Genomic DNA, 22,510 nt, shown 5'->3' on the forward strand with positions numbered 1-22,510 from the left:
AGTTCATCAATGGGCTTGCGGATTCGTGACCCAGCCCACCGGCTGCAGGGCCACGTCTTCGTCGACTTCCTGGTAGGACAACACGGGCAGCAGCGGCGCCACCGGCTCGATCAGCGTCTTGATGTAGCGGCGCACGTCCGACGAGGCGATGGCCACCACGCGCGTCGCGGCCGAGCCGAGGATGCGGCGCACCTGCTCGCGGATGTCCTGCGTGACGGCCGGGCTCAGCAGCAGCAGGTTGCCGCGCGGCGAACGTTCGATGGCGTTCTGCACGCGCTCCAGCAGGCTGGACTCGAACAGGATGGCCTCGAGCTGCCGGTTCGGCCCCACGTAGCGGCTGGTGATATAGCGGCCCAGGTCGATGCGCACCAGCTCGGTCAGCGCGATGGCGTCCTGCTCCTTCGGCGCCCAGATCGCGAGGCACTCGAAGATGGCGTGCAGGTTGCGGATCGGAATGCCCTCCTGCAGCAGCCGGCGCAGCACCTCGGCGATGCGCTGGCTCGAGGCCACGCGCGACACCTCGGCCGCCAGCTCGGGCGCATCGCGCTGGACCGAATGCAGCAGGCGCTGCACTTCCTGCAGGCCGATCAGCTGGCGCACGTTGCAGCGCACCGCGTCATCTAGGTGCAGGCCCACCACCTCTTCGTTGTTCCAGCTCTTGAAGCCGGAGGCTTCGCCCGGCGCCCACACCACCCGAGTGAACGGACCGAAGGGCTCGGCCACTTCGGCGCCGGCCGGTGGCGCGGCGGCCTCGGCCGGATCGAGCATGCGCCAGCCCGGGCGCAGCGTGCCTTCGGTCACCGCCACGTCGTGCACCAGCACCTGGTAGCCATGCACAGGCAGGCCGTCCGCATAGGCCACCTGCAGGCGCGGGAACACGGGGCCGAGGTCGGACTCGACCGCGGTCTTCACCGTGGCCAGCTGCTGGTCGAGCGCATGGCGGTCGACGCCGCCGCGCAGCCGGCTCGACAGGCGCACCGCCAGCGGCGCGGCGATGGCGTGGTCGCCCTCTTCGTCTGCCTGCGAGGCCTCGCCTTCGCGGTGCGAGATCCAGCCCGGCGTCTGGTTCTTCTGGCGCAGCATGCGCACCGCGAAGCCCAGCCCCAGCAGCACGGCCGCGAGCAGGCCGAACACCCACTTCGGAAAGCCCGGCACCAGCAGAAAGCTCGCCACCGCCAGGCCCGCGATGATCAGCGCGCGCGGGTGCGCCATGAGCTGCTGGCCGATCTGGTTGGCGAGCTGCGTGTCGCGGCGCTCGCCGGTGCTCACGCGCGTGATGACGATGCCGGCCGCGATCGACACCAGCAGCGACGGAATCTGCGACACCATGCCGTCGCCCACCGTGAGGATCGCGTAGCGCTGCAGCGCGGCGCCCAGGCTCATCTCGTGCATCAGCGTGCCGATGGCGATGCCCGCAAGGATGTTCACCAGCGCGATCACGATGCTCGCGATGGCGTCGCCCTTGACGAACTTCATGGCGCCGTCCATCGCGCCGTGCAGCTGGCATTCCTGCTCCAGCATCTGGCGGCGCTTCTGCGCCTGCGCGGACGAAAGCACGCCAGCGCGCACGTCGGCGTCGATGCTCATCTGCTTGCCCGGCATTGCATCGAGTGCGAACCGCGCCGCCACTTCGGCCACGCGCTCGGAGCCCTTGGCGATCACGATGAATTGAACGATCGCGATGATGAGGAACACCACGCCGCCGACCACCACGTTGTTGCCGACGATCAGCTTGCCGAAGGTGTCGATGATGTGGCCCGCATTGGCATGCAGAAGGATCAGCTTGGTCGATGCGATGTTCAGCGCCAACCGAAACAGCGTGGTGAACAGCAGCAGCGACGGAAAGGTGGAGAGCGACAGCGCCGAGGGCACGTACATCGCCACGATCAGCAGCACCAGGCTGATGGCCAGGTTGCTCGCGATCAGCAGGTCGAGCAGCGGCGTGGGCAGCGGCAGCACGAACAGCGCGACGATCACCACCAGCAGGCCTGCGAGCAGCAGGTCGTTGTAGCGGCCTGCACTGCCCAGCAGGTCGCGCACACCGCCACGGTAGGTTGAAAGTGATCGCGGAGAACTCGCCATTGCTACTTTTCTACTTTTGTCTTGGGGTGTGTTCGGCATGACGGGCGATGTCGTTCGCATCGCCCGCCACACCCTCGTCGAACGTGAGGGATGTCACGTCGCGTCGGACTCTATGCGCCGCCATCCATTCACGGCAACCACGAGTTTTCGTAGATGCCTGCGGTGTGTGGCGCGCGCGGCACTACGTGTTTGCGGACTACCTGCGCGAGAGGCCTCTGGCTAAGCTGCCGGTCCCGATGCGAGCTGCCTCGCGTTGCTTCAAGGCATGAAGACAGTGACAAGACGTAGGACCGCCCGCACCGCCATGTCGAACGAAAGCGTGCATGCCGATCGCAGGCGCTGAATCGGTGACCGAGCTCGGCGAAGCCCGCGCATTACCGCGTGCCGATGCCGCGAACGTGCGCGCGCTCAATCGCCTGTATGGCGCACCGCCGCTGCCCGAAGCCGTGTCGGCGCGCGGCACGCGGTATGTCATCGGCTGGCACCACGACGCAGCGCTCGGCCACACCGCGCACGAGAGTTATCGCTTCAGGCTTGGCGCGCACGTGGGCCACCTCGCGCTGGATGCGCCGAGCCTGCAGGTGCTGCTGGGCGAGCGCCGCATCGACCTGCTGCCGCGCGACCTGCGCTACATCCTGCTGGCCGATGCGCTGCATCCGGTGATCGACGCGCTGGAGAAAACACTGCGCCTGCATTTCGAATGGCAGCCTTCGGAAACCGAAGCGCGCGACGCGCAGGAGCGGCGCGAGCACAGCACCGCGTCGCGCGTGCACTGCGACCCCGAGCGCGCCGCGTTCTTCACTGCCAAGCCCACCGAGGGCGGCGCACTGCTGCGCGGCTTCGTGCAGTTCGAGGATGCCGCGACGCTCGATACGCTGGTGCCAGCGCGCGACGCCACGCACCGCCACAACGCGCATGCGGACGAGGCCTTCGACGCCTTGCGCCTGCCCGTGAACTTCAGCCTCGGCAGCACGCCGATCCAGCTGCGCGAGATCCGCAGCATCCGCCCCGGCGACATCGTCGGCATCGAGCAATGGCGCTCCTCGGGCGCCGCGATCGTGGTCACGGCCGAGCTGGGAGGCCCCGCGGGGCGGCATCTCTCGGCCTTTGCCGAGGGCTCGCGCATCACCGTTCAGCAATCGAGAGACAGTGCCATGAAGCCAGACTCCCCCACCCCGGCCGCGCCCACTGCGGGCGTCGCGGACAACACCCATTTGCCGATCGACCGGCTCGACGCGCTGGAGGTGACGCTGCGCTTCGAGGTCGGCGACCTGTCGCTGTCGCTGGGCGAACTGCGCAGCATCCGCGCCGGCCATGTGTTCGACCTGGGCCAGCCGCTCAACCGCAGCCCGGTGCGCATCCTGGCGCACGGCAATGTGCTGGGCAAGGGCTACCTCGTCGCGGTGGGCGACCGCCTCGGCGTGCGCGTGTCGGAGTTCGCCCCCGGCGAAGTCTGAGCATGCAAGGCGGCCTTCCCGAACCCCTCACGCTGGTCGCGCTCATCGTCGCCTTCGGCATCGCGCCGTTCGTGGCGCTGATGGTGACCAGCTACACCAAGCTGGTGATCGTGTTCGGCCTGCTGCGCACCGCGCTGGGCCTGCAGCAGACGCCGCCCAACATGGTGCTCAACGGCATCGCGATCATCCTGTCGGTCTACATCATGGCGCCGGTCGGCATGGACATCGGCGACGCGCTGCGCGGGCGCACCTTCGGCGCCAAGGGCGAGGGCCTGGGCGACATCATGGCCGTGGTCGATGCGGCCAAGGCGCCGGTGAAGGAGTTCCTGCAGAAGCACACGCACGAGCGCGAGCGGCAGTTCTTCCTGAAGTCGGCCGCCAACATCTGGCCCAAGGCACGCGCAGAACAACTGAGGGACGACGACTTCATGGTGCTGGTGCCGAGCTTCACGCTCAGCGAACTGACGCGCGCCTTCCAGATCGGTTTCATCATCTACCTGGTGTTCGTGGTGGTCGACCTGATCGTCGCCACCGTGCTGCTCGCGCTGGGCATGTCGATGATCTCGCCCACCACCATCTCGCTGCCCTTCAAGCTGCTGCTGTTCGTGATGCTGGACGGCTGGACGCGGCTGGTGCACGGGCTGGTGCTGTCGTACCGCTGAGACTGCAGCGCAGCGGCGCGCGCCCACTGGGCCTTGGCTGTTTTTGACGCAGGGTTGGCATCGCGGCCCTGGGGGGCGCGTGCCATGATTTTGGCCAGCCCTTTCGGGCTCCCCCTTCTCTTCGTCAAAGGCCAACGATGCGCATCCTCGCCCTGCTCTTTCCCCGTTTCACCGCCATCGACCTGATCGGCCCGGCCAATTGCTGGGGGTTGATTCCCGGCGTGCAGTTCCAGTTTGCCTCCGCGCAGGCGGGTGCCCTGCCCATGGACTTCGGCGGACCGCACGCGGACATCGTGGCCACGCACGACTTCAGGACATGCTGGCAGGACCCCGATGTGCTGCTCGTGCCTGGCGGCGGCAGGCCCGCATTCGAGGCACTCGACAACGACGCCTACCTCGACGCGGTCGCGCGCATCGGCGCCCGGGCGGGCTGGGTCACCAGCGTCTGCAACGGCTCGCTGCTGCTGGGCGCGGCCGGGTTGCTCAAGGGCTACAAGGCGGCCTGCTACTGGTACTCGCGCGACTATCTCGAACTGTTCGACGCCCAGCCGGTGAACGAGCGCATCGTCATCGACCGCAACCGCGCCACGGGCGGCGGCATGACGGCCGGCGTAGACTTCGGCCTGCACATGATCGGCCAGTGGGCCGGTGCACCCAACGGCGCGCTGACGGAGCTGTTGATGGAATACGCGCCCCAGCCGCCCTTCGGTTCGGGCCGGCCCGAGATCGCTTCGCAGGAGACGCTGGCGACGGCACGCGGCATCCTGCAAGGAGAAATGCCCAACGACCTCGTGGCACAGGCGGCTCGCCGGCGCGGCTTTGCCTAGTTGAGCGCAGCGGCGGTTCCGACAGCTTCCGAGTGCCGGTAGCTGTCCGGCCCGACGCCCAGCACGCGCACGAACGAGCGCCGCATGTTCTGCTCGTCTCCGAATCCGCAGTCGCGCGCGATCTTCTTCAGGCTCAGCGTCGGCTCGGCGAGCGAGCGCAATGCGGCCTCGATGCGGAAGGCCTCGATCGTCTTGGCCGGCGTGCGGCCGACCTGCTCGGTGTAGCGGCGCGCAAAGGTGCGGGGCGCCATGCCCACGCAGTCGGCCAGCGTTTCCACGCTCAGCTCGTCGGCCAGGTGCTCCATGAGCCATGCGTGCAGCTTGCTGAAGCCGCGATCACCCGCGATCTGCGACGACAGCGCCGCCGAGAACTGGGACTGGTGGCCCGGGCGCTTGAGAAAGGTCACGAAGGAGCGCGCGGCTTCCATCGCGATCTCGTAGCCGTGGTCTTCCTCGAGCACGGCCAGTGCAAGGTCGAGCCCGGCGGTGAAGCCGGCCGACGTCCACAGTTCGCCATCGCGCGAGTAGATGTGGTCGGCCTCGATGCGGCCCTGCGGATAGCGCTCGGCCATCACCCGGGCGGCCTGCCAGTGCGTGGTGACCCGCTTGTTCGTGAGCAAGCCCGCTTCCGCCAGCAGGAAGGTGCCGGTGCAGATGCCGCAGATGCGGGGCACCTGGCGGCCTTCGCGCGCCAGCCATGCCACGAGGTCGGCGGGAATCGGCGGGTCCGCGGGCGGCCCGCCGCCGGGCACGACCAGGGTGCCGATGCGCTCGGTGGCGATCTGCGACAAGGGTTCGGTGGCCATGCAGATGCCCGACGACGTGCGGATCGGCTGACCACCGATGGATGCGATCGCGATGCGGTAGCCCGGCGTGGCGCTGCCGAGAAAGTAGCGCGTCGCCATGGCGAAGACATCGGCGGTGCCGGTGATGTCGGAGGCCGTCACCTCGTCGAACGCGAGGATCACCACGAGGTGGCTGTCGGCGGGGTGTGTCATCGAGGTGCTCCAGGGAGCGCAGTGCCGATCGGAGGGGCGGGCCGCGCGTGCTTTCGGATCGTACGTGCTGCCCCGTGGGAACGCGAGAGGGGCAGGCCCCGGCCTGCCGTCGCGTGTGGTCGATGGCCGGAATTGACAGCAGTTTGTCTGTGCGCGAGCGCCCCGCCTCTCTACGCTGACCGTCCGTCATCCCGTGAGAGTGAGCCCGCTTCATGACCGCCCTTCATCCGCACGCCGCACTGCCGGTGACCTCGCCGGTGGCCATGCCACCCCTGCCGGCGCCCTCGCCCGCGAAGAAGAACAGTGCGCACTACCGCTGCGCCTGTTGCATCCCGCGCGCGGCGTTTCTTCAGCTGCTCCACGACGTGCACGGCGCAGAGCACGATGCCGACTGGCGACAGCCCGCACCGCTCACCCGCCCAATGCTGTGGACGTGCATGGCCGCGGCCTGGCAGGCGCAACCGCTGGGTCTCTCGGGCGCGGCCTTGGCGGCCGCTGACAGCGACGGTGCGGCACCGCTCGTTCGAAGGCGCGGTGGCCCTTCCAAAGCGCCAGTTGGCGCCGAGCGCGTGCTGTCCGGCGGGCGCATCTTCACGGCCGACCGCGCGCACCCGTGGTGCGAGGCGCTCGCCATCGACGAAGGCCGCATCGTCGCCACCGGCACGCGCGCCGAGATCGAGGCGTGGATCGGCGAACGCACCGAGGTCATCGAGCTGCAGGGGCGCCTGGTGATTCCCGGCTTCAACGACGCGCACATGCACCACACGCCCGACCCCGCGGGCATCCGGCTGCCGGTCGATCCCGTCGTGGACCCCGGCTTCGTGCAGGTGGCACCGATGATCGAGGAGGCCGTCGCCGCCTCGCCGGCGGGCACCTGGATCTACGGGGTGATGGGCATCGGGCTGTCGATCGACCGCTCGGTGACGCGCGACGCCCTCGACGCGCTGGCGCCCCGGCACCCGGTCATCCTGCTGGGCATGACCAACCACACCAACGTGGTGAACAGCGCCGCGTTGCAACGGCTGGGCATCTCGGACGACGAACCCGATCCGCTGGGCGGCACCTACGAACGCGTGGCGGGCACCCGGCGGTTGTCGGGGCGCATCAACGAGTACGCGCAATGGGCGCCGCAGCGCACCTTCGCGTCGATGGCCACGCGCGACGAGGGCGTGGACAGCCTTCGCGCGCTGGCGGCCGATTGCGTGCGCTGGGGCATCACCACCTTGCAGAACATGTCGTGGACGCCCGCGGCCCGCTACGTCGAGATGCTGAAGGCCGCCGACCTGCCGATCAAGGTGCGGGTGATCCGCTTTCCGCCGTCGGGGCCGCAGGGGCGCCTGGTGAGCGAAGGCCGGGAGCTGCCGCGCCAGGTCGCTCCGCGCATCCGCGTGGACGGCACCAAATGGATTCTCGATGGCACGCCCGTCGAACGGGCTTCGGCCATTGGCCGTGCCTACGGCGACGATCCGACGACGCGGGGGCGCGAGAACTTCGCGGCATCCGACGTGCGCGAGATGCTGCGCGAAAGCATCGCCGCACGCGAACCGCTGCTGCTGCACGCGATCGGCGCGCAGACGCTGGAGACGGTGCTCGCCTGCGCGGAGTCCTTCGGCCCCGATGTGGACTGGGGCGACCCGGGCCTGCGCATCGAGCATGCCGACGGCATCACGCCCGCGCAGATCGACCGCGCGAAAGCCCTGGGCGTGACGGTGGTGCAGAACCCGTCGCACTTCCTGTTCGGCGACCTGTATGCGGCGCGCTTCGGTGCCGACACGCCCTTTGCGGCATTCCGCTCGCTGTTCGGCGCCGGCATCCCCGTGGCCCTGGGCTCCGACGGGCCGCTGAACCCTTTTCTCAGCCTGTATGCCGCCGTGGTGCATCCGGCCAGGCCCGAAGAGGCAGCCAGCCTGGAGGACGCCCTGAGGGCCTACACGCACGGCGGCGCGGTGGCCGAGGGGCTGGGCGATCGCAAGGGACGCCTGGTGCCCGGCGCCTGCGCCGACCTGGCCGTGCTGTCCCAGGACCTGTTCTCGATCGCGCCGTCGGAGATTCCGGCGACCCACAGCCTGTTGACGCTGGTCGATGGCCACATCGTCCACGAACACGTCTTCACTCCCGCTTCTTCAACCACGGAAACACCATGACCCTGATTCAACAGATCCAGCAGCAAGAGGACGCGCTGGCACGCGCCATCGCCGACCGACGCATTTCCGACGCCCTGGCGCTCTACACGCAGGAAGCACAGCTCCTGCCCGAGGGCGCGCCCACCTTCAAGGGCCATGGAGAGATTGCGCGCTTCTTCGAAGGCGTGTTCGCCCAGGGCATCGTGGCCGCGAGCTTCGTCTCGCTCGATGTCGAAGGGAACGAGCACGAGGCCTCGGAGATCGGTGCGTATGAGCTCCAGGCGGCGACGCCGGAGGGCACGAAGGTCACGGCGGACCGCGGGCGCTACCTCGTGCTGTGGCGCAAGGTGGACGGCCGCTGGCTGATCCACCGGGACATGATCAACCACGGCCCCCAGGGGTAGCCGTGCGTGGGCGCGGCGCGCGCCGTTCGACCTACCAGCGGTGCGAGTAGCTCACCTTCAGCACCGCGCCCGCGGCCGGCAGCCGGCTCGTGTTGTTGCTGTTGCGCAGCAGCTGGCTGTACAGCGGGAAGTACTTGCGGTTGAACAGGTTCTCCACGCCGATGACGACGTTGTTCTTCTCGTCGATCTTGAAGCGGCTGACGAGGTCCACGGTGGTGTACCCGCTGGTCTCGCGGCGCCCGAAGCTGTTCACGCCGTCGAGCCGGTAGTCCTTCGAGCCGTATGACACGGCCTGCAGCCGATGGCTCCAGCGCGCGCTGGGCTTGTACTCCACATAGGCGGTCAGCTTGAGCGGCGGGATGCGGTAGCCCCACATGTCCTGGTAGCGCGTGCCGCCCTGCGGCAGCTCGCGGCCCTTGATCCAGGTGAAGGAACCGCCCGTGGCCCAGCGGTCGCCGCTGCCGGCGTAGTCGATGGCGCCTTCGATGCCGTGGATGCGCTCCTTGGTGCGCGTCATGACCAGGCCGTTGAACGAACTCTGGACCGCGCCCAACGCCGATTGCGACTGGAACACGCTGAGGTTGGCCACCGCGTTGTCGAAGCGACCGCGCCAGCCCAGCTCCAGCGTGTCGGTCTTCACCGGCTGCAGGTCGGAGCTGCGGATGTTGAAGCTCGGGGTCGCGTTGCGCACCTGCAGGCCGATGTCGGGCAGCTCGAAGCCCTGGCTGTACGAGGCATAGATGTCGTGGCGCTTGCTCGGGTTGAACACCACGCCGGCGTTGTAGGTCCAGGCACCGTAGTCCACCGTGCCGCCCGTCACCTGGGCGGGGTTGCGCGCGCGCAGCTGCGACAGCGGCGTGAAGCTGTCGAAGCGCGCACTGGCCTTGTCGTAGCGCGCCCCGCCCTCCACCGACCACTGGTCGTTGAAGCGGTGCTGCAGCTGGCCGAAGGCGCCCAGGCTGCGCGTGGTGATCGGCGGCATGAAGATCAGCGTGCCGGTGCGCTGAAAGCTCAGGCCGCGGCTGGCGTCGTAGAGCTTCGGGTCGAACACGTCCAGCGGCATGTCGGTGCGCTCCTGGTTGAAGTCGGCGCCCCAGGTGAGCTGCGTCTTCTTGTCGGCACCGAACGGCGTCTTGACCGTCAGCCGGCCGCCGTACACGCGCGAGTTCTGCATCACCTGGTCGACGCTCGAACCGCGCGCCACGACGCCGCGCGCGTCGAAGGGCGCGAAGCGGGTAAAGAAGTCGCGGTAGTACAGCTGCGCGGCCAGCGTGCTGCCGGCGATGTCGCGGTTGGTGTAGTCCAGGCCGAGCAGGCTGTTGGTCACGCGGTTCTGCTTGTCGAGCTGCAGGCCCTTGAGCGGGCGCGCCGCGACGCTGCCCGCCGGCAGCCTGGCCACGGACGGATCGGAGGCGTAGTCGGTGTCCTGCTTCGCGTCGTAGTGGCTCGCCGACAGCTGCAGCCGCTGGTTGACGTCGATGCGGTAGCCGATCTTGGCGGAGGCGTTGTAGATGTTGGAGTCGAACAGGTCGCCCTGGCTGGGCTCGGGCGCAATGCGGTCGCCGCGCGCGTCGTACGAGCCGCCCACGCGCCGCGCACCGAGGCTCACCGAATAGTCGAAGACCTCGCCACCGCCCGAGAGGTAGTGCTGCACCTCGCCGCCCAGCCCGGCGCCACCCGGTCGCGACAGCGGCAGCACGCCGGTGACGGTGGTTTCGGCGCGCGCCTCGCCGCTGGGTTGGCGCGTGCGGATCGACACGATGCCGCCAGCCGCGCCGCTGCCGTAGATGGCGCTGCTGCCGCGCAGCACTTCGATCTGCTCGACGTCGGCGGGGTTGATGTTGGCCAGGTTGCGCGACGAATCGCGGTTGGTGTTGAGCGGAATGCCGTCGACCATCACGAGCATGTTGCGCCCGCGCAGGGTCTGGCCGAAGTCGGTGATGGTGTGGCTCGAATCGGCCATGCCGGGCACGACCTTGCTGAGCAGCGTGGCGACGCTGTCGGAGCCCTGGCGCAGGGTGTCGAGCTCTTCGCGTTCGAGCACGGTGACCTGCCGGGTCGGTGCCATGAGGTTGCTCTGCGTGCGCGCGGTCACGGTGACGGCGGGCAAGGCGTCGTCCGCGGGTGCGGATTCAGCGGTGGGCGCAGCGGCGACGGGGGCCGGCGTTGCATCCAGCGTGAAGTCGCCGCTGGCCAGCCGCCGTGCGCGCAAGCCACTGCCTTCCAGCAGCCGGCCGAGGCCTTCTTCGGCAGAGAACTCTCCGGTCAGGCCCGGCGTGGTCAGCCCGCGCGTGCGGGCCAGGTCGAAGCTGAGGTTGAAGCCGCCCTGCCCCGCGAAGCTCAGCAGCGCCGGCCCCAGCGGACCGGCCGGCACGCGGTAGGCCTTGCGCGCCGGGGCGGCCACGGCGTCGACCGCATGGGCCGGCAACGCGGCCAGCCCGACGGTGGTCAGGCCCAAGGCGCACAGCGCGCCTTGCACGGCGCACACGGCGAGGCGCTGGCGGTGCCGCGTGGCATCGCGAGAGGTCGGGAAGACGGAAGGCCTGGCGGTCATGAAGGGTGTCCTTGTCGCATGTCGGGAAGTGGATGGCTTGCTTGCTCTTCATCGACATGACAGGCGAGACGCGAAAACCGGACACGCATCGGCAAGAAATTTTTCAGAGGCGCTGCGCGAAGCAGCCCGGGAATCACCGGGCCGTCACGGTCACCCAGTAGCGCGTGCGCGCATCCACGCGCACGGGCAGGGTCTGCGCGAGGACGGCGAGCACGCGGTCGGTGTCTTCGAGCTGGAAGGCGCCCGACACGCGCAGGTCGGCCACCGCGGGGTCGCAGCGCAGCACGCCGCTGCGGTAGCGGCCGATTTCCGAGAGCACATCGGCCAGGCGCATGTCCTCGGCGTAGAGCACGCCTTGCGTCCAGGCTTCGGCGCCGCTCGCGGCCGGTGTCGCCGGACCCGTCCCATCGGCAGTGAACATCATCTGCCGTCCGGCGGGCACGATCGCCGGCGTGCCAGTGGCGCGGGTCGGGCTCACCTCCACCGCACCGGCCAGCACCGTGAGGCGGTTGTGCCCGCCTTCGTCGATGCGCACGATGAAGCGCGTGCCCAATGCGCGCAGCCGGCCTTGCGGCGTTTCGACCAGGAACGGTCGAGGAATTCCGGGGTTGGTGTCGGGTGCGGTCTCGACAAGGATTTCGCCGCTGCGCTGTCGCACCAGCCGCTGCGTGGCGTCGAACGCCACGTCGATGGCCGTCGCCGTGTTCAGCGTGGTGCGGCTGCGGTCGGCCAGCTCGACGGTGCGCCGCTCGCCCGTCGCCGTGCGGTACTCGGCCCCGAGCGATGGCCAGGGCACGGCGCGGTAGCCGACCCAGGCCGCAGACGGCGCGGCCACCAGCACGGCCACGGTGCGCAGCAGTGCGCGCCGGCTCGCCAGGCCCCGGCGCCGGTCGAGCACCGGCATGCCCACGTCCGGTGGCACCGCGCCGAACTTGCGGCTCAGTTGCTCGGCGCTGTGCCACACGCGCTGGTGCTCGGGGCTCTGGTCGCGCCACTGCACCCAGCGCTGCGCGTCGGCCTCGGACAGGCGGCCCGCGTACATGCGCGCGAGCCACTGCGCGGCCTCGTCGACCAGACGGGGATCGACGGCCGCGCTCACACCGGAGTCGCCAGCATGAGCCGCAGGCACTGCGCGAACCCTTGCGCCATGTAGCGCGTCACGGTGCGCACGCTGACGCCGAGCTGCGCAGCGATGTCGTCATAGCCGAGGCCTTCGAGCTGCGACAGCAGGAACGCGGTGCGCGCCCGGGCGGGCAGTTCGTCGAGCAGCGCATCGAGTTCGTGCAACGTCTCGAGCAGGATCGCGCGCTCTTCGACCGAAGGCACCAGCGCTTCAGGCAGCAGCGCCAGCGACGCCTGGTAGGCGCGCTCCAGCGATTGGCGTTCGTGGTGGTTGATCACGAGGCGCTTGGCCACCGTGGTCAGGTAGGCGCGCGGCTCGTGCAGCGTGGGGATGGCACCGGCGCGCAGCCCCGACCAGATGCGCAGGAAGGTGTCGTGCGCGATGTCCGCCGCGTCGAAGCTGTTGCCCACCCTGCCGCGCAGCCAGCTGAAGAGCCAGCCGTGGTGCTCGCGGTAGAGGGCGTGCGCCTGCTGTTGCGGGGTCGACTCGCCGACAACCATCGATGCCTCTTTTCAGTTGAGAAACTTTCGCATTCATTATAAATGCGAATACTTCTCAACAAGTTGAAGCGCCCCGCGATAAATCCGCGCCAGCCGGTGCGACAAGTCGTCTTCACGCCCGTCGGCGAAGCTGAACAGAATGGCGTCAAGCGCCAAGGGCGCACGCATCGCAACGAACGACATGGCGCTGACATCCAAGCGTCTCATTCAGTTCACGGAGGAAGCTGGACGTGGGTGAGCTTGTTCGTCAGCGCTCTGCGCCGTGGAAAGGCACAGGGATTCAAGCGAATGAAGGTGTCGTCAGCGGGAAGCGTCACTATGTGCTTCCTGGCTCGCTCTGGGGATACCTGAATGCCAGGGCCAAACAGAGTGCTGACGCAATGACAACTTGGACGGTTGAGTCTGTTGGCATGCCTCGACCGAAGCAACGCACCCCGAAGTGCTGCTAGTCACCAAACCAAAAAATCACCCAGAGACCGACAGTGCCGTACGCGAGCAGCATTGTCAGTGTTGCGCTTTGAAGGGCAAGGCGCGCGCGCTGCAAACGAATGCGAATCATCATTTCAACCCTCTCTCCACAGACGCTCCCCTCGGCTGAGGTTGCGCGAGGCCCATCCGTTCGTCAAGCCGAAATTAGTTCGCACCAGGTACGGAGCGTCGCGTGCCGCAGGCAGATGCGGTCAGGGGAAAAAATAGGATTGTTGGAGCGACTGCAGTGGGCCCCGAGTCGCCTCCGATCTGCGTTGCCAGTTGTGCGGAAGCAGTGCGTCGATGCGGCCATCATCAAGCAGGTGGCCGCGGACGCTCAACATGCTGGAGCCCCCACAAGATCGCTCAAGGTGAGCGATCTTGTGGGGCGCGCTTTACCACCGGCGTAGTGTCGTTGCACGACCCGTCCCAAGCGATCCCATTCAGTCCCGACAGATCCCGATTCATCGCGTTGTCTTGGGTTTGCGCTTCTCAATACCGTGCATCCTTCTGCGGTACCAGAGGAGCAGCCCGGCCAGCGACAGCGTCGCCACCCCCAGCCCGAACAGCGACACCAGCACCTTGTAGGGCGTGCCGAACGCCCGCGCCATGTGCAGCGCACCCAGCCACTCTTCGAGCCTGTGGCCCCGGGCATCGCCCGCAAAGCCGCGCACCGCGCCGGTCATGGCGTCGATGAGCACGGTGGTCGTGCCCGGCGTTCCGGGCACGTCGAGGCTGGAGTGCACGCGGTACGCATAGACGCCATGGGCGCGGTCCAGCCGCAGGTCGCGCTCCGTGCTCACCGTGAAGTGCTTCTGTGCAGCGAGCACGGCCATCGCCTCGCGGGCGGCGGCATGCGCCGGCTTCCAGTCGATGGCGGGCTCCGGCATCGGCGTGCGCTGCATCGGCACACCGGCCCAAAGATCAGGCGTCACGGCGACGAGCGACATGAGCGGCCGGTAGACGCTCTCGCGCAGGTTGAACATCACGCTCGACCAGGCGAAGACCAGCATCGCCAGCCACAGCCAGAGGCCGGCGACGCGATGCACATCCAGCGTCGTGCGCATCGCGTTGCCGGAGGGACCGACTCGCCACGCCGCACGCCAGCGCTGCCACCCTCCGCGCGCCGAAGGCTGGGCACTGCGGCGAGGCAAGGTCAGCCAGAGACCGATGAAGCAGTTGAAGGTCCAGAGCAGGCCGACCGTGCCGAGGATGCGCGCGCTCCATGGCGCTGGCAGCGCGAGCGCGTAGTGCAAGCGGTAGAGAAAGCTCACCGCCGTCTCACGCTGGAACAGCGACGCGCCCCACAGGCGTGTGCCCTGCACCCTGCCGTCGTAAGGGTTCAGGAACAGTTCGTCCACATCGAGCGGCATCGTCAGGCCGGTCGCCGGATCGGTTCGGCCCGACAGGACGTAGCGCAACGACCGGTCGGCCTGGCGGTCCAGCAGCACCGTGTCGACATGCGCCTGCGGTGGCGCGGCGCGCTGCGCCATCTCGCGCAACGCGAAAGGATCGAGCGGCCGAGCCCCGCCTGGCGGTGGCGACGCCGTCACGAAGAGCGCAGGGTTGAGCCAGGCCTCGAGCCGGTCCTCGAAGGCCAGCAGGCTGCCGGTCAGGCCCGCCAGCACCAGGAAGAGCCCGGTGGCGAGGCCTGCCCATCGGTGCAGGCGCAGCAGCAGCGGTCGCGACATCGCGCGGCGGCGGCGCGCGCTCAGTCGCCCGCGCGCGGCAGGGTGAACGCCAGCGTGGCTTCGAGGCCGTCTTCATCGGCTTCGCGCCGGTCGCTGCGCGGCCGGTTGAGCGACACCGCCACCACGTTGAGACCGCTGCTGCCCACCACGACCGTGGCGCGCCCCGCCTTGTCGGTCTTCACACGCGGGCCTGCGGTGTGGCCGATGAAGTCGGCGATGACCGCAACGCCCGCCACCGGCTGCCCCTTGGAGAGCACGCGCAGCGGCAACGACTGGCCCCGACGCAAGGTCGACGGATCGACCAGCGGCACGATCTCGAGGTCCATGCCCAGCGGCTGCAACGGCATCCGTACCGGCTTGAGCAACGTGGTGCCGTACTTCATGTAGTAGCCCGCGCGGCGTGCGTCGGGCACCTTCACACGCGAGCCGCTGACCCACTTGCCGTCGGCGCCTTGCGACCAGAAGCCGTCTTCCACCGCCACCGAGAGCACGGCCGCATCGGCCGCGGGCTCGACGACGACGTTGCGCTCGCGCGGCAGCAGCTTGACGGCCGAGGCCTCGCCGTTCGCGGTGAAAGCCTTCACCGCGTGCACCTGTTTCGGGTCGTAGGCTTCGTCGAGCGCGCCTTCGCCGAGCACCAGGGCCAGTTCACCTGCGCGCTGTGCCACCCACACGCCGTGGGCCAAGGCGACACCGCTCGCCAGCAGCATCGACAAGCCACATGCGGCGAACGCAAGGATCTTCTTGGTCGTCATGACGGCCCCCTTCAGAAGTTCACCGTCGTCGCCAGGCGGACGATGCGCGGGTTGCCCTGTGTCACGCCGCCGTAGTTGACGGAGCTCCAGTAGCGCTTGTTGGTGACGTTCTCGATCGACAGGCGGATCACCGAGGCCTTGCCCATCACCTTCGTGACGTAGGCCGCGCCGAGGTCCCAGCGCGTGAAGCTCGGAACGATCATGGTGTTGGCGCGGTCCAGCGGCCGGTTGCCCACGTGGTAGACGCCGGTGTTGAACGAGAGGCCCGGCACCGCGCTCAGGCGGTAGTCGAGGAACACGTTGGCCTGGAAGCGCGCGACGTTGCTGGGTCGGCGGCCTTCGAGCGCCGCGTCGCCGGTGTCGCGCTGCTCGGCGTCCAGCCAGGACACGCCGGCGATGCCGCTCAGCTGCGGCGTGATATCGCCGTTGGCGGTGAACTCCACGCCGCGGTGGCGCTGGTTGCCCTTCTGGCGAAAGATGTTGTCGGCGGGCGTGACAGCCTGCAGCGGCTTGTCCATGTCGAAGATCGCGGCCGTGAGCATCAGGCCGTCGCGCACGCGGCTCTTCACGCCGATCTCGTACTGGCGGCTCTTGATGGGGCCGAGCTTCTGCAGCGCGTTCTCGGCATAGCTCGGTGCGTAGGCGCCCTGCTCGAAGCCTTCGCCGTAGGTGGCGTAGACGGTCGTGTGCTCGGCCGGCTTGTACATCACGCTCAGCGTGGGCACGGTGACGCGGGTCGTGTACTTGGGCGTGCCGTCGTACTTGCTGCCGATGTCACTGCTGTAGCTGATGTGGCGCGCGCCCAGCAGCAGCTGCCACTGCGGCGTGAAGCTGATCGTGTCGCTCACGAACACGCTGCTCTGGCGCGCGGTGCTTGCGGGCAGGTGCGTGTCGTCCGACAGGTACGGCTGCTGGTAAGGCAGCGGCCGGAACACGTTGCCGATCATCTGCGGGAAGCGCTGGTAGTCGCCGTCGGGCGATTGCAGGCCGGAGTACGAGTAACCGATGACCGTCTCGTGCCCGATGCTGCCGGTCTTGACGCGGCCGGTGGCGAACACCTGCCCCGCCGCGGTCGGGTACGGCTCGGCCTCGTAGCGCGTGTTGCCCTTGAGCACGTCGCCGTTGGGCGCGATCTGCGAGGCGTTGAAGAAGATCGCGTTGCGCTTGCTGCGGCTGAAGCCCAGCTGCGCGGTCAGGTCCCAGTTGCTGTTGAGTGCGTAATCGAGGCGCGCGCCGATGTTCCAGGCGTCGGTCTTGTACTGGCCCCAGGGCTGGCCGACCAGCGTGCGCGGGTCGAAGCGCGAGGCGGCGAGCACGGTGCCGTCGCTGAGCGGGCCGATCATGCCGCTGGCTGCGAGCGATTTCTTCTGCCAGTCGAAGTCCAGCTGCAGCAGTGCGTCGCGATTGATCTTGATGTCCACCGCGCCGCTCAGGAAGTCGCGCTTCAGGTCGCCGAAATGCGTGAAGTCGCCGACCTTCTCGGTCGCGGCATTGAAGCGGTAGCCCACGGTGCCGTTGGCGTCGAGCGGGCCGCCTGCGTCGATAGCTGCATAGCGACCGCCCTGGGTGCGCACCTCGGCCGTCACGCTGGCAAAGCGCTCGCGCGTGGGACGCTTCACCACGTAGTTGACGATGCCGCTGGGCTCGCCCACGCCATACAGGAAGCCCGACAGGCCCTTGAGCACGTCGACGCGCTCCTTGTTCTCCAGCGGCACGTCGCTGTACACGTTGGCCAGGAGGCCGTCGCGGCGCACGTTGTTGAACGTGTTGGCCGAGAAGCCGCGCACGGCCACGCCGTCGAAGGACGAGAAGCCCGAGGTCGGCGTGACGGACGGGTCGTTGCGCAACACGTCGAGGGCGGTGCGGGCGCGCTGCGCCTCGATGGTGTCGACGCTGTAGGAGCCCACGGCGAACGGCAGGTCTTGCAGCGAGCGGATGCCGAGCGCGCCGGCGTTGACGTCCTGCACGTCGTACAGCCGCTCGCGCTGGGCGCTGACGATGACCGGGGCCAGGGTGGCGCCGTCGGCCGGCGCGGCCGCTGCATTCGGTGCGGCTGCGGCACCGATGGTCTTGCGCAGGCGCCAGCCGCCGCTGGCACCGGGCACCGCCTCCAGGCCGCTGCCCGACAACAGATGGCCCAGGCCTTCCGGCACGCTGTAGGTGCCCTGCAGGCCGGCACTCTCCAGGCCCCGCGTCAGCGTGGGGTCGATCGCGATCATCACGTTGGCTTCGCGGCCGAAGCGGCCGAGCACGCTGTCCAGCGAGCCGGGGGCGATGGCGTAGGGCCGGCTCGGGCCGGCGGCCTGCGCCGTCTGCGCCCAGGCCGAGGGCCCGCCCGTGGCCGTCACGCCCAGGGCGGCGGCCAGGCAGGCGGCGCGGGCGAGCGTTGCCAACGGAGAAGGCCGGAAGCGGAGTCCGGGCCGTGCGATGAATGCCATGTGAAGCGCTCTCTGTGATCGATGGAATGAAGGAAGCCCGAGCCGCTTGCTTGCATCAAGCATTTCGCAGCTCCTGTTCCGTTGATGCACGAGACTTCGAAACCTGCCGCTTTCCGGCAGATTTTTTGCAAGCCGCTTCAGCGGGCTGCGACCGTGACCCAGTAGCGGCTCAGCGAACGCACCTGCACGGGCAGCGTTTCCTCCAGTATGCGCAGCACGGCGTCGATGTCGGCGAGCGGGAAGGCGCCGCTCACGAGCACTTCCGACACCGCGCGGTCGCAGCGCAGCACGCCGGGACGGTAGCGGCCCAACTCGGCGAGGAACTCGGCCAGCCGCATGCGCTCGACCACGAGGCTGCCGTCGGTCCAGGCCGCGGCGCCTTCGCCGGGCGGCCGCAATGCGCCGATGCCGCCCGCGCCGTAGCCGACCCGGCGGCCGGCCGGCACGCGCTGCACCGAGGTGCCCTCGCCCGCCTGCAGATCGACCGCGCCTTCGAGCACCGTCAGCTCGCTGCGGGGACCGTCGGCGTCGTCGAAGGCGCGGACCACGAAGCGCGTGCCGACGGGCACGAGGCGGCCGTCGCGGCCCAGCACCACGAACGGTCGGCCGGCGGCATCCTTGGCGGTGGTCACCATGATTTCGCCGTCGAGCAGGCGCAGCGTGCGACGCGTGGTGTCGATGCGCACGTCGATCGCGGTGCGCGTGTTCAGAAAGACCTGCGTGCCATCGGCGAGCACTACCTGCCGGCGCTCACCGGCGACCGTACGGTGGTCGGCGTTCAGCGCGGCGATGTCGTGCCGCAGCGTCCAGGCCGCCACGGCGCCGGCGCCCAGGCCTGCCATCGCCTTCAGCGCCCATCGGCGCTGCTGGTGGTCGACGCCGCGCAGGGTCGAGCGGACGACCTGCGCAGGCACGGCGCCCGTGCCTTCGCGCAGGTCACGGCCCAGCCCGCTCAGGCGCAGCCAGGCGCGTTCGTGATCGGGGTGCGCGCGGCGCCAGAGGTCGCAGGCCTCGCCCTCACGGACCGAGGCGCTGCCGGACTGGATCTTCACCAGCCACGCCACCGCCTGTTCGACGATGGCCGGGTCGATCGATCGTGCGGAATCGGCGGCCGGCTTGAACACCAAGCGCTCGCCCCAACGGCCGGGCTCACTCGCCATAGACGGCGCGATAGCAATGCAGGTAGGCCTTGCCCATCGCCTTCTGCACGACGTTGAGCGACAGCCCGAGCTGCGCGGCGATCTGCGGGTAGGTCAGGCCGTCGAGCTGCGCCATGAGGAAGATCTCGCGCACATGCGGCTTGAGCCCGTCGAGCACGCGGCTCACCGCGGTGAGCGCCTCCAGCACGAGCAGCCGCGTTTCCGGCGACGGGCTGGTCGCCTCGGGCAGGTGCGCGATCGCGTCGAGGTAGGTGCGCTCCAGCGCCAGGCGGCGAAAGTACTGGGCGGCGATGCGGCTCGCCACCGTCGTCAGGTAGGCGCGCGGCTCGCGCAGCGGCCCCGCTTCGTTCGACGAGAGGATGCGCGCAAAGGTGTCCTGCGCCAGGTCGGCCGCGTTCTCCACGTTGCCGAGCTTGCGGCGCAGCATGTCCAGCAGCCACGGCTGATGCTCGCTGTACAGCGTGCGCACGAGGTGGATGGAAGCGTCGGAAGGAGGCATGGGAGCGTGCGGTGCGCAGCATCAATATGATTGCGAATCGTTCTCATTGTAGGTCAATGGTTTCGAATTCGGCCTCCCACACCGGGCCGAAGGTGTGGCAATCCTGCGACAAGAGTTCCCGTCTATTTGCAAACCAAAGGTAAAGCAAGTCACGGAACTGATTGCGAGTCATTATCATTTCTTCTCTTGCTTCGTGTCTCGCACCAGCGTCCGCCCTGCTGTACGGAACCGGCCAAGGCAAGACCGCCCTGCCCGACGGGGCCACTCCAACACTAAGAATCGCAATGACCCACATCCAAAGTCGCAAGCACTCGCCTGCGCGCTACCTCTCCGGCCGTGCGGCCACCGCCACCCTCGTGGCCCTCGGCGCCTCGGTGTCCGCCCATGCACAGTCCACGCTGAACGAAGTCCGCGTCGAAGCCTCGACCGACTTCAAGACCGAGAAGTCGGCCTCGCCCAAGTTCACCGCACCGCTGCTGGACACGCCCAAGTCGATCACGGTGATTCCCCAGGAAGTCATCCGCCAGACCGGCGCGACCACGCTGGTCGACGCGCTGCGCACCTCGCCCGGCATCACCTTCGGTGCCGGCGAAGGCGGCAACCCGGTGGGCGATCGCCCGTTCATCCGCGGCTTCGATTCGCAAAGCGACACCTACGTCGACGGCGTGCGCGACGGCGCCGCACAGACGCGCGAAATCTTCAACGTGGAGTCGGTCGAGGTCGTCAAGGGCCCCAGCTCCGTGTTCGGCGGCCGCGGCTCGGCCGGCGGCTCGGTCAACATCGTCAGCAAGGCCCCGCAGGCCGAGAACTTCTTCAGCGGCTCGATCGGCCTGGGCACCGATTCGTACCAGCGCGAAACGATCGACATCAACCGCAAGCTCTCCGACAGCGTGGCGGCGCGCCTGAACGCGATGAACTTCAAGTCGGACATCGCCGGCCGCGGCCCGGTCAACGTCAAGCGCTGGGGCATCGCACCGAGCGTGACCTTCGGCATGAACTCGCCGACGCAGGTCACGCTGAGCTACTACCACTACGAGACGAACGACCTGCCCGACTCGGGCATTCCGTACAACAACCCGTTCAGCTCGGGCGCCAACATGGCGCTCAACGGCGACGGCCAGCCCATCGCGGTGCCGCGCGGCACCTACTACGGCATCGTGGGGCGCGACTACCAGCGCACCAAGGTCGACGCCGGCACGATCGACGTCAAGCACGACTTCGGCGGCGGCATGGTGCTGCGCAACGTCACGCGCTCCAGCCAGTCGACCAACGACTACATCTGGACGCAGCCCGACGACAGCCGCGGCAACTTCCTGGTCAACGGCGGCATCTGGCGCCGGCCCAACAACCGCGTGTCCGACTCCGATTCGCTGGTCAACCAGACCAGCCTGTCGGGCAAGTTCGAAGCCGCCGGCATGAAGCACACCTACGTGGCCGGCCTCGAACTCGGCAAGGAAGCCACGACCAAGGGCAACTACCTGTTCCTGCAGGACCTGAAGACCGGCTACGAGACCTACCCCCGCAGCGCCGTCAGCGGCACGAACTGCGCCGTGGGCTCGGGCGTGCGCAGCGCCTTCAACTGCACGACGATGCTGAACCCGAACCCGTACGACCCCTGGACCGGCGCGATCACCCGCTCGCCCGCCGTGACCGAGGTCAAGACGCGCACCACCTCGCTGTATGCCTTCGACACGATCGAGTTCAACCCGCAGTGGTCGCTGAACCTGGGCCTGCGCTGGGACGACTACAAGACCCGCGCAGTCACGCCGGCCTACGCCACGCCCATCGCCGTCACGGCGGCGGTGCCGAGCACCGCCCTCAGCGGCTCGACCAGCCTCGCCGTACGCCCGGGCGGCGTGGTGCCGGGCATCGAGCTGGAGAACAAGGCCTCGTTCCTGAACTACCAGGCCGGCCTGGTCTACAAGCCGGCGCCCAACGGCAGCATCTACGTGTCGTACGGCACCTCGTCGACGCCTCCGGGCACCGACGGCGGTGACGGCGCCGACGGCATCTCGGCGGCCATCCGCAACCTGAAGCCGCAGGAAAGCCGCAGCTTCGAGCTCGGCACAAAGTGGGAAGTGCTGGACCGCCGCCTGGTCCTGACCTCGGCGATCTTCCGCACCGACATGAAGAACGCCCGCACCGTCGCGGCGGACGGCAGCACGCAGAACGTGGGCAAGAAGCGCGTACAAGGCGTGGAGTTCGGCCTGGCCGGCAGCATCACCCGCGACTGGCAGGTGTTCGGCGGCTACACCTACCTGGACGCCAAGCTCACGGACAACGGTTTTGCCCTGACGAACGGCGTGTACACGCCCTCGCCTTTCAACGGCAATGCGTTCCCGAACACGCCGCGCAACAGCGCGACGCTGTGGACCACCTACACCGTCATGCCCGGCCTCACCATCGGCGGCGGCGCGACCTACGTGGGCAAGCAGTACGGCAACGTCAACAACACCAAGTGGATTCCGTCGTACGTGAAGTACGACGCCATGGTGAGCTACGTGGTCAACAAGAACTTCAGCCTGCAGCTGAACATCCAGAACCTGACCAACAAGTACTACTTCGACAAGGCCTATGCCTCGCACTACGCGACGGTGGGCGCGGGCCGCTCGGCTTCGCTGACGGGTACCTTCTCGTTCTGATCCCCGGCGCCTGAACGGCGCCCACAAGACAACGCCGCGCGGATGCATCTGCATCCGCGCGGCGTTGTCGTTTGTTCAGGTGCACAGTCGAAGGCGGGCCCGGCCCGCTCTCTGCTGCACTGCCGGG

The 22,510-nt window shown here is 68.6% G+C and carries 17 protein-coding genes; 6 read left to right on the forward strand and 11 right to left on the reverse strand.

Annotated features, from left to right (window positions below):
* Window positions 1-6: 6 nt before the first annotated feature.
* A complete protein-coding gene (gene sctV, locus AC07OH_RS07960; protein WP_495300221.1) occupies window positions 7-2,082 on the reverse strand; it encodes a type III secretion system export apparatus subunit SctV in 2,076 nt (691 codons plus the stop codon).
* A 323-nt stretch (window positions 2,083-2,405) separates the two neighbouring features.
* On the opposite strand from sctV, the gene sctQ reads away from it, so the two are divergent.
* From sctQ to AC07OH_RS07975, 3 genes are all read left to right on the forward strand, one after another.
* Window positions 2,406-3,539, forward strand: coding sequence for a type III secretion system cytoplasmic ring protein SctQ (gene sctQ / locus AC07OH_RS07965; protein WP_495300222.1), 1,134 nt, complete (start codon window positions 2,406-2,408; stop codon window positions 3,537-3,539).
* 2 nt (window positions 3,540-3,541) lie between these two features.
* Window positions 3,542-4,201 carry a type III secretion system export apparatus subunit SctR gene (sctR, locus tag AC07OH_RS07970; protein WP_099789470.1) on the forward strand — a complete coding sequence of 220 codons (660 nt, stop codon included), beginning with the start codon at window positions 3,542-3,544 and terminating at the stop codon, window positions 4,199-4,201.
* Between the two features lie 137 nt (window positions 4,202-4,338).
* On the forward strand, window positions 4,339-5,028 hold the full coding sequence (locus AC07OH_RS07975) for a DJ-1/PfpI family protein (protein ID WP_495300223.1): 690 nt from the start codon (window positions 4,339-4,341) through the stop codon (window positions 5,026-5,028).
* Here AC07OH_RS07975 and AC07OH_RS07980 read toward each other — a convergent pair.
* On the reverse strand, window positions 5,025-6,026 hold the full coding sequence (locus tag AC07OH_RS07980) for a GlxA family transcriptional regulator (RefSeq protein WP_495300224.1): 1,002 nt from the start codon (window positions 6,024-6,026) through the stop codon (window positions 5,025-5,027). The genes AC07OH_RS07975 and AC07OH_RS07980 overlap by 4 nt on opposite strands.
* A 212-nt stretch (window positions 6,027-6,238) precedes the next feature.
* On the opposite strand from AC07OH_RS07980, the gene AC07OH_RS07985 reads away from it, so the two are divergent.
* Window positions 6,239-8,170 (forward strand): amidohydrolase, encoded by a 1,932-nt coding sequence (locus AC07OH_RS07985; RefSeq protein WP_495300225.1) that lies wholly within the window; start codon window positions 6,239-6,241, stop codon window positions 8,168-8,170.
* Window positions 8,167-8,553: a YybH family protein gene (locus AC07OH_RS07990; protein WP_495300226.1), complete on the forward strand. Its 387-nt coding sequence runs from the start codon at window positions 8,167-8,169 to the stop codon at window positions 8,551-8,553. Before AC07OH_RS07985 ends, AC07OH_RS07990 begins: the two co-directional genes overlap by 4 nt.
* 31 nt (window positions 8,554-8,584) lie before the next feature.
* On the opposite strand, the gene AC07OH_RS07995 is transcribed toward AC07OH_RS07990, so the two are convergent.
* The 9 genes from AC07OH_RS07995 to AC07OH_RS08035 all read right to left on the reverse strand — a co-directional run bounded on the left by AC07OH_RS07995 (window position 8,585) and on the right by AC07OH_RS08035 (window position 19,741).
* Window positions 8,585-11,107, reverse strand: coding sequence for a TonB-dependent receptor (locus AC07OH_RS07995; RefSeq protein WP_495300227.1), 2,523 nt, complete (start codon window positions 11,105-11,107; stop codon window positions 8,585-8,587).
* A 133-nt stretch (window positions 11,108-11,240) separates the two neighbouring features.
* Window positions 11,241-12,206 carry a FecR domain-containing protein gene (locus AC07OH_RS08000; RefSeq protein WP_495300228.1) on the reverse strand — a complete coding sequence of 322 codons (966 nt, stop codon included), beginning with the start codon at window positions 12,204-12,206 and terminating at the stop codon, window positions 11,241-11,243.
* Window positions 12,203-12,730 (reverse strand): sigma-70 family RNA polymerase sigma factor, encoded by a 528-nt coding sequence (locus AC07OH_RS08005; RefSeq protein WP_495300229.1) that lies wholly within the window; start codon window positions 12,728-12,730, stop codon window positions 12,203-12,205. Before AC07OH_RS08005 ends, AC07OH_RS08000 begins: the two co-directional genes overlap by 4 nt.
* A gap of 36 nt (window positions 12,731-12,766) precedes the next feature.
* The gene (locus AC07OH_RS08010; RefSeq protein WP_495300230.1) at window positions 12,767-12,928 is read right to left on the reverse strand and encodes a hypothetical protein; all 162 of its coding nucleotides are present in this window, start codon (window positions 12,926-12,928) and stop codon (window positions 12,767-12,769) included.
* A 734-nt stretch (window positions 12,929-13,662) separates the two neighbouring features.
* Window positions 13,663-14,889 carry a PepSY-associated TM helix domain-containing protein gene (locus AC07OH_RS08015; RefSeq protein ID WP_495300231.1) on the reverse strand — a complete coding sequence of 409 codons (1,227 nt, stop codon included), beginning with the start codon at window positions 14,887-14,889 and terminating at the stop codon, window positions 13,663-13,665.
* A gap of 20 nt (window positions 14,890-14,909) precedes the next feature.
* On the reverse strand, window positions 14,910-15,644 hold the full coding sequence (locus AC07OH_RS08020) for a DUF4198 domain-containing protein (protein ID WP_495300232.1): 735 nt from the start codon (window positions 15,642-15,644) through the stop codon (window positions 14,910-14,912).
* An 11-nt stretch (window positions 15,645-15,655) separates the two neighbouring features.
* Window positions 15,656-18,037, reverse strand: a complete 2,382-nt coding sequence (locus AC07OH_RS08025; protein ID WP_495300233.1) for a TonB-dependent siderophore receptor — start codon at window positions 18,035-18,037, stop codon at window positions 15,656-15,658.
* 182 nt (window positions 18,038-18,219) lie between these two features.
* A complete protein-coding gene (locus AC07OH_RS08030) occupies window positions 18,220-19,242 on the reverse strand; it encodes a FecR domain-containing protein (protein ID WP_495300234.1) in 1,023 nt (340 codons plus the stop codon).
* Entirely contained in the window at window positions 19,232-19,741 is a 510-nt protein-coding gene (locus tag AC07OH_RS08035) for a sigma-70 family RNA polymerase sigma factor (protein ID WP_495300235.1), read from the reverse strand. The genes AC07OH_RS08030 and AC07OH_RS08035 overlap by 11 nt, the downstream gene beginning before the upstream one ends.
* Window positions 19,742-20,025: 284 nt before the next feature.
* On the opposite strand from AC07OH_RS08035, the gene AC07OH_RS08040 reads away from it, so the two are divergent.
* Window positions 20,026-22,383 carry a TonB-dependent receptor gene (locus AC07OH_RS08040; protein ID WP_495300236.1) on the forward strand — a complete coding sequence of 786 codons (2,358 nt, stop codon included), beginning with the start codon at window positions 20,026-20,028 and terminating at the stop codon, window positions 22,381-22,383.
* The last annotated feature ends 127 nt before the right edge of the window (window positions 22,384-22,510 follow it).

It is taken from the genome of Variovorax sp. GW821-FHT10C12 (genome assembly GCF_059415405.1).

Excerpts from the sequence above, each read along its gene's own strand:
- AC07OH_RS07985 (WP_495300225.1), top strand. The coding sequence starts at position 6,239 with ATGACCGCCCTTCATCCGCACGCCGCACTGCCGGTGACCTCGCCGGTG.
- AC07OH_RS07980 (WP_495300224.1), bottom strand. The coding sequence starts at position 6,026 with ATGACACACCCCGCCGACAGCCACCTCGTGGTGATCCTCGCGTTCGAC.
- AC07OH_RS08035 (WP_495300235.1), bottom strand. The coding sequence starts at position 19,741 with ATGCCTCCTTCCGACGCTTCCATCCACCTCGTGCGCACGCTGTACAGC.
- AC07OH_RS07990 (WP_495300226.1), top strand. The coding sequence starts at position 8,167 with ATGACCCTGATTCAACAGATCCAGCAGCAAGAGGACGCGCTGGCACGC.
- sctR (WP_099789470.1), top strand. The coding sequence starts at position 3,542 with ATGCAAGGCGGCCTTCCCGAACCCCTCACGCTGGTCGCGCTCATCGTC.
- AC07OH_RS08020 (WP_495300232.1), bottom strand. The coding sequence starts at position 15,644 with ATGACGACCAAGAAGATCCTTGCGTTCGCCGCATGTGGCTTGTCGATG.
- AC07OH_RS08015 (WP_495300231.1), bottom strand. The coding sequence starts at position 14,889 with ATGTCGCGACCGCTGCTGCTGCGCCTGCACCGATGGGCAGGCCTCGCC.
- AC07OH_RS08005 (WP_495300229.1), bottom strand. The coding sequence starts at position 12,730 with ATGGTTGTCGGCGAGTCGACCCCGCAACAGCAGGCGCACGCCCTCTAC.
- sctQ (WP_495300222.1), top strand. The coding sequence starts at position 2,406 with ATGCCGATCGCAGGCGCTGAATCGGTGACCGAGCTCGGCGAAGCCCGC.
- AC07OH_RS07975 (WP_495300223.1), top strand. The coding sequence starts at position 4,339 with ATGCGCATCCTCGCCCTGCTCTTTCCCCGTTTCACCGCCATCGACCTG.
- AC07OH_RS08030 (WP_495300234.1), bottom strand. The coding sequence starts at position 19,242 with ATGGCGAGTGAGCCCGGCCGTTGGGGCGAGCGCTTGGTGTTCAAGCCG.
- sctV (WP_495300221.1), bottom strand. The coding sequence starts at position 2,082 with ATGGCGAGTTCTCCGCGATCACTTTCAACCTACCGTGGCGGTGTGCGC.
- AC07OH_RS07995 (WP_495300227.1), bottom strand. The coding sequence starts at position 11,107 with ATGACCGCCAGGCCTTCCGTCTTCCCGACCTCTCGCGATGCCACGCGG.
- AC07OH_RS08040 (WP_495300236.1), top strand. The coding sequence starts at position 20,026 with ATGACCCACATCCAAAGTCGCAAGCACTCGCCTGCGCGCTACCTCTCC.